10 protein-coding genes and 1 CRISPR repeat array (1 of these 11 running past the window's edge) are annotated in these 12,345 nt (G+C 32.4%); all 10 genes read right to left on the bottom strand.

Annotated features, from left to right (window positions below):
* Positions 1–3,329: direct repeats of the CRISPR family, unit length 30 nt; unit sequence ATTTCAATACATCATATGTATCGGTTGAAC; it begins 1,381 nt to the left of the window's first position.
* A gap of 176 nt (positions 3,330–3,505) precedes the next feature.
* From cas2 to NIL_RS06720, 10 genes are read right to left on the bottom strand one after another with little or no spacing between them, the layout of a single operon-like run.
* Positions 3,506–3,811, bottom strand: a complete 306-nt coding sequence (cas2, locus tag NIL_RS06675) for a CRISPR-associated endonuclease Cas2 (protein WP_246434419.1) — start codon at positions 3,809–3,811, stop codon at positions 3,506–3,508.
* The gene (cas1b, locus tag NIL_RS06680) at positions 3,808–4,803 is read right to left on the bottom strand and encodes a type I-B CRISPR-associated endonuclease Cas1b (RefSeq protein ID WP_187647033.1); all 996 of its coding nucleotides are present in this window, start codon (positions 4,801–4,803) and stop codon (positions 3,808–3,810) included. Before cas1b ends, cas2 begins: the two co-directional genes overlap by 4 nt.
* The gene (locus NIL_RS06685; protein ID WP_187647034.1) at positions 4,800–5,339 is read right to left on the bottom strand and encodes a hypothetical protein; all 540 of its coding nucleotides are present in this window, start codon (positions 5,337–5,339) and stop codon (positions 4,800–4,802) included. The genes cas1b and NIL_RS06685 overlap by 4 nt, the downstream gene beginning before the upstream one ends.
* A gap of 12 nt (positions 5,340–5,351) precedes the next feature.
* Positions 5,352–5,840, bottom strand: coding sequence for a CRISPR-associated protein Cas4 (locus tag NIL_RS06690; protein WP_187647035.1), 489 nt, complete (start codon positions 5,838–5,840; stop codon positions 5,352–5,354).
* A complete protein-coding gene (locus NIL_RS06695; protein WP_187647036.1) occupies positions 5,837–6,223 on the bottom strand; it encodes a type II toxin-antitoxin system VapC family toxin in 387 nt (128 codons plus the stop codon). Before NIL_RS06695 ends, NIL_RS06690 begins: the two co-directional genes overlap by 4 nt.
* Positions 6,213–6,443, bottom strand: a complete 231-nt coding sequence (locus tag NIL_RS06700) for a type II toxin-antitoxin system Phd/YefM family antitoxin (RefSeq protein ID WP_187647037.1) — start codon at positions 6,441–6,443, stop codon at positions 6,213–6,215. The genes NIL_RS06695 and NIL_RS06700 overlap by 11 nt, the downstream gene beginning before the upstream one ends.
* Positions 6,444–6,500: 57 nt before the next feature.
* A complete protein-coding gene (gene cas3 / locus NIL_RS06705) occupies positions 6,501–8,822 on the bottom strand; it encodes a CRISPR-associated helicase Cas3' (RefSeq protein WP_187647038.1) in 2,322 nt (773 codons plus the stop codon).
* Positions 8,819–10,618, bottom strand: coding sequence for an RNA-directed DNA polymerase (locus tag NIL_RS06710; RefSeq protein WP_187647039.1), 1,800 nt, complete (start codon positions 10,616–10,618; stop codon positions 8,819–8,821). Before NIL_RS06710 ends, cas3 begins: the two co-directional genes overlap by 4 nt.
* Positions 10,615–11,325, bottom strand: coding sequence for a type I-B CRISPR-associated protein Cas5b (gene cas5b / locus NIL_RS06715; protein WP_187647040.1), 711 nt, complete (start codon positions 11,323–11,325; stop codon positions 10,615–10,617). Before cas5b ends, NIL_RS06710 begins: the two co-directional genes overlap by 4 nt.
* Complete coding sequence (locus NIL_RS06720) at positions 11,312–12,343, bottom strand: PDDEXK nuclease domain-containing protein (protein ID WP_187647041.1); 1,032 nt, start codon at positions 12,341–12,343, stop codon at positions 11,312–11,314. The genes cas5b and NIL_RS06720 overlap by 14 nt, the downstream gene beginning before the upstream one ends.
* Positions 12,344–12,345 lie beyond the last annotated feature (2 nt).

A 12,345-nucleotide genomic window follows, 5' to 3' on the forward strand; every position in this document is an offset into this window, starting at 1 on the left:
AGAATTTCAATACATCATATGTATCGGTTGAACATAGAAAGTTTGCCATTGCTTACCCTTTCCACATCTATTTCAATACATCATATGTATCGGTTGAACGTTTCTTAAGTCCACCAATACTTGCGCCATATCGACATTTCAATACATCATATGTATCGGTTGAACAAACCTATTCCGATAGTTTTACTGCTGTAAAGACGGATTTCAATACATCATATGTATCGGTTGAACGTAACAAGCAGTACTCCACCAGATAATTATAAAGTATTTCAATACATCATATGTATCGGTTGAACCGTTGGAGACACTCTTGATAAGCTGTTTACTTCAGAATTTCAATACATCATATGTATCGGTTGAACAGTTTTCTTTTTTTCTTTTGTTTTTGTGTAGATGTATTTCAATACATCATATGTATCGGTTGAACCCAAAATTACCTGAAGCTCTCCAGCCTATATAAAACATTTCAATACATCATATGTATCGGTTGAACGGTAACCCTGTCCAAGAAGTAGAGCCAGGTGTGTTATTTCAATACATCATATGTATCGGTTGAACCAGCTTAACAAGTTTAACTGTTTTAGGGATTTATGAATTTCAATACATCATATGTATCGGTTGAACATTAAACGGTGCGCCGTTGCTTTTCAACCATAACCGATTTCAATACATCATATGTATCGGTTGAACGAGTCAGACGATACAACCAATCAACATTTTACAAATATTTCAATACATCATATGTATCGGTTGAACGCACAAACCTCAAAAGAGAAACTTCACCCCAGCATCATTTCAATACATCATATGTATCGGTTGAACTATCACCCCATGCAGCAGCCGGTCATTATTAAAAGTATTTCAATACATCATATGTATCGGTTGAACTTTCTACCACCCCGATAACTTCATCACGGTTATGGTATTTCAATACATCATATGTATCGGTTGAACATTGAGTGGTTAATTGCCAAAGGCTTTATGAAGGTATTTCAATACATCATATGTATCGGTTGAACGAGCCTATTGCAGAGGCTAATCCAGCCGTAACGCTATTTCAATACATCATATGTATCGGTTGAACTTTGGCACAAATGATCATCGTCAAGTGCCATTATGCCCATTTCAATACATCATATGTATCGGTTGAACCTAAGAATACTTAATCCTAATTACAAGAAAATAGCATTTCAATACATCATATGTATCGGTTGAACCCGTACTCTCCGAATTGTTCGGTGGCTAACATAATTATTTCAATACATCATATGTATCGGTTGAACTATAGAGATGAAAATAAAAGGCGGGACCATAAGCAAATTTCAATACATCATATGTATCGGTTGAACCTAAATACCAATGTGAAAAGTGCGGTAGCTTATGGAGATTTCAATACATCATATGTATCGGTTGAACGAGGGGATAGCTTCTAATTAGAGATTAGAAGTTACCTATTTCAATACATCATATGTATCGGTTGAACTGTATCGGTGGGATATACGATACATGAAATGGTTATATTTCAATACATCATATGTATCGGTTGAACCAAATAACACATATTTTTAGACTAACAAGAGACCCATTTCAATACATCATATGTATCGGTTGAACTGAACTGGGCAAAGTTTGTCAAACCGCCTAAAAAAAATTTCAATACATCATATGTATCGGTTGAACTTTCTATATCGCAAGTTATAGGAGCTTCGGTAGGAAATTTCAATACATCATATGTATCGGTTGAACAAGTATCTTTATAAAGACTACATAAAGGATTGGCTAATTTCAATACATCATATGTATCGGTTGAACAAGCAGAATTTAAAGGCGTTGCTGGTTTTTGGTTAAAATTTCAATACATCATATGTATCGGTTGAACAGAATCACAACACAAAAGACCGCCTGCGTTTAAACCATTTCAATACATCATATGTATCGGTTGAACCAGATTTAATTGTTGGTATGTGGGGCGGACTTGATCATTTCAATACATCATATGTATCGGTTGAACACAAAGCTGCTATAAATGGCGCTGGTGCAAACGGATTTCAATACATCATATGTATCGGTTGAACTCAAATATTTTATAGAAGATAGCGAAAAAATACCATATTTCAATACATCATATGTATCGGTTGAACACTAAAAGCAAGAAGAGAATCTATCGAGTTTGAATAATTTCAATACATCATATGTATCGGTTGAACTTATGGATAGCTGGTATAGTAGTGGATATTCTGCTGAATTTCAATACATCATATGTATCGGTTGAACGCAATTGTTCAAGTTGTAGGCGAAAAACTTAAACATATTTCAATACATCATATGTATCGGTTGAACTAATGGGCGGCGATATAGACACAACCTATATCACAAATTTCAATACATCATATGTATCGGTTGAACGGAGATAATTATAGATATATGTATTTGTATGTAAAATTTCAATACATCATATGTATCGGTTGAACTTAAAAAAACCAGCGCTGTAACATCTATAATCGCTCATTTCAATACATCATATGTATCGGTTGAACGTGCAGACAAGCATATTTAAATATCTAAATGACGGAATTTCAATACATCATATGTATCGGTTGAACAGTTACTGATAAAGCAGCTTCGCAAGTCAAAAAACTATTTCAATACATCATATGTATCGGTTGAACAAAAAGGCAAGCAAGAAAAAAAACAGGAGCAAAAGAATTTCAATACATCATATGTATCGGTTGAACACCATAGCGCTATGTAACCAGGGCACGCCTCTTGTTATTTCAATACATCATATGTATCGGTTGAACCCGTTGATTTTACAAACGATACTTACATAGAAACATATTTCAATACATCATATGTATCGGTTGAACAGAATGCTGTCTGAATGTTTGCAAGGCGACAGCGAACATTTCAATACATCATATGTATCGGTTGAACACGCAAAGATAGTCATAAGAGCCAAAACGGACGAGGATTTCAATACATCATATGTATCGGTTGAACGATAAAATCTGTGTGCTGTCTTGCTAAACACATCTATTTCAATACATCATATGTATCGGTTGAACCTTGCACCCCTGCTTCTTCCATCTTTGCCTGAATGAATTTCAATACATCATATGTATCGGTTGAACGATTTTCGATACTGCTGTTCCAGTCGCTGTTTTGTTATTTCAATACATCATATGTATCGGTTGAACGCAGAAGCAAGAAAAGCCGAAAGAGAAAGAGTTAGAATTTCAATACATCATATGTATCGGTTGAACATCAACAATTGTTAATATAGGCGAATAATCAAGGATATTTCAATACATCATATGTATCGGTTGAACGAAAATAATTTAGGTATTTTGCTATTATTCATTTTCAAAAAAAGTCCTAGTCTAGGCCTTTTTAAAATATTTTTTCCAATCATAAAGAAACTTGACAATAAATTGACAAAGAACTTCATCTACAGTCTATTATACCGATAGTTTTTTCAAATTGTCAAAAAAAATCGATTGGAAATCTAAATAAAAATAGATTCGCCGTCAATTTTTTTTGTACCTATTTTCTCTTCGCAAAATGAGGATGCATTTGGAAGCTTTATAATCGAAATATAATCTAACTCTTCATCTATAACGGTTTTTAACTCTTTTATTAACTTTAAAAGATTTGCTGGAGTTATCTCTCCTCTAAATACGCTTTTTTGATGGTGAGAAAGATATCTTTTGCATATTTTAAATACTTTTGCCACTCTATATTTTCCCGCTTCACTCTCTTCATCCGCAATATCATACATCAAAAAAACGTAGTTATACTTATAACTCTTCACTTTTTATCCTTTAGCAAAAATGGAACAAACTCTTTACCCTCTATTAAAAACTTTATAAGTTTATAACCATCAAGCTTGATGGCTCTATTGTAAGAGACGAGACGTTTTAAAGTAGTATGTTTAAACTTCTCGTTAATCCTGTTTTCAAAAGCTTCTAAAAAGATCTTCTTTCCATCATCGTTTAACAGAGCATAATTTAACTTTTTCTCAAAATGTTTTGAAACTTGTAATTTTCTACGATTTACCAACTCAAAAATCGTCTTAAAAACTATTATAGGTTTAAACGCTTCACTCAAATCCAAACTCAAGCTAAACCTTGCCTCTCTCGGTTCGTGCAGATAGCTGATAGATTGATTTAGGTGAGTATGGTAGATTGCGGTAATTGTTTTGGTATATAAAAGAGTATTACCAAAACTTACAAGCGCATTCATTGGATTGTTAGGTGGCCGCTTAACTCGTTTATACATTAGAAAGTCTTTTGGTAAGAAATATTTGAAACTGTCATAAAACCTACTCCAAATTTGCCCTTCTATAAATAGGATCTGCCTTATATGCAACTCCTTTTCAAGTAACTTATCTATGTCCGTTCGCAACCAATCCAAAAAAGGCTTTAACTCTTTATTTCCATGTCGATAATAATGGTATAAAACTTCATATAAATTTTTAGCTATAGCATATACTATCGATTTTGCTATCATTAATCGCTTTTCAACAAAAGCTAAAGATTGTTTAACTGTCAAATCTCCACTGATAAGATAATCTTTAGGATAAAAAGTTCCGCTATACTGCCCATAATAGTTAAAAAAGTGTGCAACGACGCCGGCTCTTGCTAAAAAATCTAGAAATTTAGAGTTTAAACTCACTTCATTGAAAAAGTAAATCTCTCGGACACCCTCTATTGGTATATAGTTCCATCCTTTTTCGTTTTTAAACGCTATTGAATTATCTTTTCTCTTTAACTCACCCATAGATAAAATATATCTTGTTTTCATTCACCATCTCCACCAAAAATAAACCATCCAAGTCCAAAACCTGCTAGAAAACTAAGTAATGTCGTATCTGTATTATGTAGCTTTTCTCTTAACTCATCTATCTCTTTAGATATATCTAACTCAAGCTGTAAACTTCCCTCGCCCCCTTTTAAAACAATATTTTCAAGCTTGATCAAAAATATGTCGATCTGATTAAGGATTTTGGCAACGATTTTTTTATAGATTTTTAATACCTCATCATAAGGCTCATATTTTTTCAAACTTTTATAGACACCTTTAAGTTTCTTAACTTCTTGCATAAATTCTTGCAATACCTGCTCAATCTCACCAAGAATCTCTTTATCACTGTTATAGGTTTGCATAAATTTTCCAGCAAATTTAGTATTTATAAAATCTTTAATACCTGATAAAATCTTCTCAAAGTCCATACTTAGTTGCACATAATCTATGTAGTAGTAGCTCTCATAATCACTCAAATCCGCAATCTTTACTCTATACTCTTCAATGAGCTCTGCCAACTCTATGAAATCATCCATTTTAAACCTCTTCTAAACGAAACAATACTCATAATAAGCACACTTTTTACACTTTTTATTAAACTCGGGCTTCGGAGGCGAAGACTTTGCTATAAGCTTTTCTAGATTGTTTATAACTTCAAGGAGCTTTGCTTCGCTCTTTTCGTTCAAAATCACTTCAAAGCGCTTTTTTTCCTGCCTACTTTTCTCAAAAATCTCCAATCGTCCCTTTTTGACAATCCCCTTTTGCTTGAGTTTATAGAGATAGTAGAGCAATTGCCACTTTGCAGCTTCTAAGTCGCTATCGCTCTTTTTTACCTCGATAACATAATCTTTTGTTATTTTGTCAAGTTTTATACTTTCAAAACTAACCTCATCGACTCTTGTTTCATTGATCTCGTGTAAAACTTTTCCGATTCTTACATCTTCGCTATTGTCTTCAAGGTTTATGCGATTTGCGTGAAGCCAGGCTTGCGTCTTGCAGTGAAAGTAGTAGTTAATGAGAGTACCGGTGATGTTCATGGTCTAAAAACTAAAATATCAAGATCATTTAAAAATTTATAGTGTTTATCATTTGCCGCAACAAGTGTTAGTCCATGTTTGGTACATGTAGCACCTATGAGGCTATCTGCCAACTCCAATGAATGGCTCAAAAAATACTCTTCCATATAATGTGTAGCCTTTGCTGAAATCTCCTCATCTATATAGACCACTTTGATATTCCAAGAAGTGATCATCTTTTGAAACTGCTTCAATTCATGCTTGTTTCGCATATCTTGCAAAAGCTCCATATATGTCACACAAGAGATAGCAAAATCGATTTTATGAAGCATTTCTCTAGCATTTTCATTTCCACGAAAATACCATATCATTACATCCGTATCAACAAGATAATCATATATCAAATCTTCTACCTTTTCTCATCTTTCGTACTATCTCATTTACCTCTTCACTCTGATCACGCCACATTCCAAATGCAATATCCTCTTTCTTTTTTTGCTTATTGAGGCCTATCAACTTCGCTTTAGCTTTACCTCTGTAGGTAATGATAATATCCTCTCCTTTACTTAAAACGTCAAAAATCTCCGCGGTATTAAATCGTAAATCTTTCGCTGTTATTTCCATTTCATCTCCTAAAGTTTATATTTTAAGTATAAACTAATTCCACTCGAGTGTCAAATATCACAAGAAGCCAAACTTTTTATTTTGTTCTTCCATAAACTTATCTCTATCAAACTTATAATCCTCATCGATATACTCCTCAAAATCAGCAAAAAGATATATCCCGCAGCACTCATCACTGAATCTATCGAGCTTTTTGACAAATGGAAGATTAAAAGTAAAAAACTGCATATAAAACCAAAGCTTCGATTTTTCTATCTCCTTTTGCGCGTAATTTTCTATAGCGCTTAGTTCTTTGAGTCTTTGCCAGATCATCTCACCATCCAAATAGCCATCCTCGATATACTCTCTTTCAAAATATCCTCTAAACTCCTCATCAATCTTTAAGCGATATGGGAAAAAGATTGTAATACCACTTGAGCGAATGAGTTGCATTTTCTCATAAATCTCTTTATACTCCAATCTTTGCAAGAGTTTTATAAATTTATCTTTTATAGTTTGCAGCCCGCTATATTTGTTCTTTTTCTCATCAAGTCTTTTAAGCACCACTTCATAACATTTGCCAAAATCTTTTTGCAAAAAATAGTCTCTAACTTCTTTATTTTGCAAATTTACATCGAGTCTATTGTCTCCTCTATAGATATCTTCAGTTTTGTCATAATTGAAAAAATAGGCTCTGCCTTTTCTAAGAGCATTTCTATTTATCCTGCCCAAAAACTGTTCATCGCTATCAAAAGTAGATATATCTTTTAGCCCCAGTTCCATATCGATATCCACACCAGCCTCTATCACTTGCGTGGCTACGATGACGATTTTTTCAGCCATCCTTGTACGCTCAATGACCTTTTGTCGAAAGAGTTTATTGTCATCACCGCTTAGCTCATATACCTCATAGCCATCCAAATCTTTGATATACTCATAAAACTCTCTCGCGCTTCTTTTTTTGATAAACTCCACCAAAACCTTGTTGGCTTCTAAAACTTTTTCTTTAAGTATCTCAAAATCGATTTTACGATCAAGCAGAGAAAAATCTACTTCCACTCTATCTTTAAAAAGAGGATGTATGAAGTATTTACGGCTATCAAGCAGCTCTACAAACTCATCTTTTTTCTCAAGAAGTCTATCGATTTTTGGCAGTGTAGCGCTCATTATGATGATCTTGAGATCCAAAACCTTCGCATAGGCGTTTAAAAACTCCACCATATACCACCAAAGGTTGTTGTCATAACTTTGGATCTCATCGAGGATAATTACGCTTCCATAGAGCTGCCAAAGTGGAAAGTTCGCCTCTTTGCCTATGCCAAAGAGTATCTCAAAGAGATTGACGTGCGTCGTCAAAATCAGCTCATAATGATAAAAGAGGCGCTGTAGATAGGTTTTTTCATAGAGATTAGGATCATTCTCTTCATCCAAAGCAATAGGAGTAATAGAGTTGATAACCGCAAAATCAAGAGAACTAAAAATCTCTTCTATCTTCTCTTTTGTCTGCTCTACTAAAGTATTAAACGGGAAAATATAAAAGATCTTTTTTGGCTCAAGTTTTAGAGCGAGATTGAGTGACATAAGAGTTTTACCTGCCCCTGTAGGCGCTTGGAGATAAAATATGTTTTTGGATTTATCGAGACTCTTTTGGGACTCCAAAAACATCAGGCTTCTTAGCTTATCGATCTCTTTTTCATAGTCTCCTGCTCTGATGTTTCGCACGATCGCAAAATCTTCAAACTCCTCTTTGGCTTTTTTTATATCAAGGAGGCCGAAACTCTCCGTTTTAATATCCGTCATATACTCCAATGTAGCGTAATAATCGGCACTAATAAGCAGCGAATAGATAAGCTTAATAGCTATGAAAGTCTCGATATCAAAGTAGGAAAAATCAAGCTCAAACTCTACATACGCACTTCCCTCTTCTTGAAGTTTGCTTTTTAGCTTTTGCACAAACTTTTCAAAATCATCGAGCTTTGCGTGGTGCTTTGATATGATGAAGCAAAGAGTCGTAAGCAAAAAAAGCTTTTTGTAAAACTCCTCATCCTCCACCTCGCTTGCCACCTCATCTATATATTTTTCAAAAAACATCTTCGCACCCAAAAACGAGTGTTTGGAACTCTTTACATCCATCTTTTCATAGGCTTCTTTAAAATCTTTGTTTCCCATCTTTAGATACTGAAAAGCGGGATTTCTCTTCCCCTCATCATGGGAGACAATAGCATCAAAAATGAGCTTTTTAGCAAACTCCCTATCTTGCAGTTTGAAACTTTCGATGATTTTTTCTAAATCTATCTCTTTTTCTTGGAAGATTTTTTGGAGGTATTTTTTGACTAAGGCTTTGTGCTCTTCAAGCTTTTCTGGTGGTTTGGTTGGGTGGGTGTGGGAGAGGATATTCATTTTTCTAATTTCATAATATGATAAAGATACCATTCATCAGAAATATAATTTTTTATTTTTTCAATTAATTGATCTTTATTCGGATTATTACTAATCATTGCCATAAATATAAGAAACTTATAAAATGGGTATTGTTTTCCATTTTTATAAACTTCATTAAATAAATAAGAATTAATCTTTTTATCTAAAGATATTCTTAATATAAGATTTTTAATATTTTTTGCAACAAAAGCACTATTAGGAAATCCATTAGCTATTTGTTCTTCTAATAGATTATCTACATAATCCTTTTTGAAAAAATAAACTCTAGGTAAAGTAGCTATAACTTGCCTAGATAGAAAAGAATCTTTAATCCATATGTCTCTATTATTTTCTATTAAAGTTAATAATTCATTATCTTCACCATATTTCCCATAAAACCATAAATTACAATAAAAACCAAATTTATTTGTTTGTTCATTAATATATCTTCCTTTGAGACTATTAATGAATATTTGCCCTTTATTATTGTTTGGTATTTTATAATCAACAAGAAACTTTGTTAATATAAATAATGTTAAATCATCATAAAACTCCACATTATGATATAGTGAATATATTGTATCTATTATCTTTTTCGTAAAATTAAAATTGCTTAAAAAATATAATATATGTTGTCGAAAATTAGGCCTACTAATAAAAAGCTCTTTGGCATATTTTATAAAATTTTCCGCTTTAATTTTTCCTGCAATTGTAAAAAAACGTTTTGTAACTTTGTCCCAATTTTGGGAAGATACATTTTTTAAATGTTTTCTAAATAAAATATTAATTTGTTGTCTATCATTTTTCGTTAATGAATTATTTTTTATCTTTTTTTCTATTTCATTAATAAATAAATTTTCATCAACCAAAAAATGATATTTAACTTCATCTTGAGAATAAATATTTGTTTTTGCTAAATTAAGTGCCAAACCTCTACTTTTTAAAATATCATTCATACTACCTAAAAATTTTTTAGCCTCCATTTTATCATTACATCCAATATTTATATCATCCATCCATCGCACAAAATTATCATTTGCATCTTTTTTTAAATACTCATCTAATTCAAAAAGCATAATATGTGCCAAAAAACGAATAGCTTCTAAATTAATAGTAGGTAATCCTTTATAAGAATATGGAAGATAATCGGGTTTCCAAGAAAGTTCTTCAATCATTTTAAATAATAAATCTAGAATAACTTCTTCTACTCTAACATATCCTGACACAATATGACGCAATTCTTTCAATCCAATGTTATCAAAATAATTTGTTACATCCGTTACAACAAGATATGGATAAGTTTCAGAAAATTTAAAAATCTGTTTTTGAAAACTCTTCCATTTTTCTCTCCATGTGTAATCAGATGTATCATGTTGGTGTGGTAATTTTAAATCATGTCTATCTCTTGAAAAAAAAGCTTTTTTACTTGGCTGTTCTAATCCTTGTTCAATTATATAATCAATTAAAACTTGAAAAACTAATGCATCTTTAGGAGTTGGAATCATTAAATGCCGACAAATTCCAAATTTTTTCTCTAATTTATATATTAAAGGTTTATCAGTTTGAAATCTTCCTTCAATAATTTCATATTTTATATGTTCAGCAATTGTTTCAATGTTATAATTAAAATCATAGTAATCATGGATATCATTAATATCTAAACTTCGCATTTGTTTTTTTACTATTTTTCTCCAAGTATCAATAAGCCTTTTCTTAGTAAAGACTTTTTCTAAAACTTTTTTTCTTTGTAATTCAAATCTTTTTGTTATATTCATATTATAAAGATTACCCCTTTCCCCTCATACTCAAAAAACTTTTCACTTCTCCCCTCAACAACCCAACTACTCAAAATCATCTTTTCATATTCATATATCAAAAACTTATCTTTAAGCCTTACAGGCAGATACTCTTCATAAAAGAAGTTTGCACCAAATCGTGGGGCTTTTTTTAAAACCAAATCATCTTTTTTTGCTAAAGAGATGCAAACTAAACCGGTCGTTGCCTCTTTTAGCTCTATTTCTTTAACTTCATCGATATTTGCAAAGTGGTCATTTTTTCCAAGATATGGCACATAGGCAAACTCTTTTTTAAAAAGTCTCTCTTTTAGCTCCCTAAACTCATCACTCTCATTATCCAAAACCAATATCTCCCAAGCGGGATTTTCAAGCCACTGCTCTCTCACGATCAGATTGCCGCCTTGCTCCTCACTTGCATAGCCTACAGAGTTATTAAAAGTGACGATCTTTTTGGTAAAGTATGGCTTTTGAGGGATGATAGAGACTTTGAACTCTTTTAGTTTTTCATAAAACTCCGGTAAATCTCCCTTGCTATTTCCATATCCTTTAAGTCCCAAAATAGAGCCTAAAATACCTAATAGCGCCACTTTATGGATATGAGAATAGGTGAAATAGGTATGGCTATTGACATCAGGCTTTTTGAAGTGTGCGAATCTACCGCTTAAATTAAAACTAATTGCTTTCATTTTTTGCCTCTATTTTTTGCAACTGGCTTTCTATCTCTTCAATTGATGGCAAAGTATTTTTTAGCTCTTTTGGAAGCTCTTTAAAAAGTTTATATTCACTAACTCCTATTGGTTTTTCTATACTGTTTAAAGCATACTCTACAATGGTATTATTTTTTGATTTACAAATGAGTATGCCTATAGTTGGATTGTCATCATCGCTTTTTATCTCTTTATCAACTGCTGTTATGTAAAAGTTTAATTTTCCTGCATATTCAGGCTTAAACTTTGTAGTTTTTAACTCAATCACTACAAAACACTTTATTAGTTTTATGTGATAAAAAAGCAAATCTATAAAAAACTCCTCTCCTGCAATTTCTAGCCTGTATTGTCTGCCTACAAAAGCAAAACCGCTACCAAGTTCTAAAAGAAAATTGGTTAGATGATCCATCAAAGCATTTTCAAGCTCTTTTTCATTATATTTTTCATTCAAACTTAAAAAATCAAAACAATACGGATCTTTTGTAATCTCTTTTGCCAAATCGGACTGAGGAGCAGGTAGCTTTTTGTCAAAATTGTTTATTGCTTTTTTGCTTCTACTGTATAAATCACTTTCTATTTGATGCACTAAAACTGCTCTTGAGTATCCATTTTCAATAGTTTTTTTTACATAAAAGAGTGCTTCTTCAATAGTTTTACACTTTGTAATTATTACAATATTATGACCCCAAGGTATCTGAAAAATTTGGGCAACAACTTGTTGCCCTTTTACCCAGAACAAATACCATTGCTTCATATACTTTAAGTTTCTAACTGAAAACCCCTTTAAATTTGGAAACTCTTGCTTTAAATCTCTACTTATTTGCTCAATTATCCCATCACCCCAAGAAGAGCTTTTTTGTTTATCTACAATCATTTTTGCAATATCCCAATAAAGCCGTAAAAGTTCCTCATTTACTTTTATAGCTGCTTTAATTTGAGCTTGTCTGATCTTGATTTTTATATCACTAATAAATGATATATACTCTTTATCTAACATCT

It is taken from the genome of Nitrosophilus labii (assembly GCF_014466985.1).
In the GTDB taxonomy this organism is placed as follows: Bacteria; Campylobacterota; Campylobacteria; order Campylobacterales; family Nitratiruptoraceae; genus Nitrosophilus_A; species Nitrosophilus_A labii.

Bases quoted from the DNA above. Each gene is read 5' to 3' on its own strand.
- cas1b (WP_187647033.1), bottom strand. From the start codon at position 4,803: ATGAAAACAAGATATATTTTATCTATGGGTGAGTTAAAGAGAAAAGAT.
- NIL_RS06685 (WP_187647034.1), bottom strand. From the start codon at position 5,339: ATGGATGATTTCATAGAGTTGGCAGAGCTCATTGAAGAGTATAGAGTA.
- NIL_RS06690 (WP_187647035.1), bottom strand. From the start codon at position 5,840: ATGAACATCACCGGTACTCTCATTAACTACTACTTTCACTGCAAGACG.
- NIL_RS06700 (WP_187647037.1), bottom strand. From the start codon at position 6,443: ATGGAAATAACAGCGAAAGATTTACGATTTAATACCGCGGAGATTTTT.
- cas3 (WP_187647038.1), bottom strand. From the start codon at position 8,822: ATGAATATCCTCTCCCACACCCACCCAACCAAACCACCAGAAAAGCTT.
- NIL_RS06710 (WP_187647039.1), bottom strand. From the start codon at position 10,618: ATGAATATAACAAAAAGATTTGAATTACAAAGAAAAAAAGTTTTAGAA.
- cas5b (WP_187647040.1), bottom strand. From the start codon at position 11,325: ATGAAAGCAATTAGTTTTAATTTAAGCGGTAGATTCGCACACTTCAAA.
- NIL_RS06720 (WP_187647041.1), bottom strand. From the start codon at position 12,343: ATGTTAGATAAAGAGTATATATCATTTATTAGTGATATAAAAATCAAG.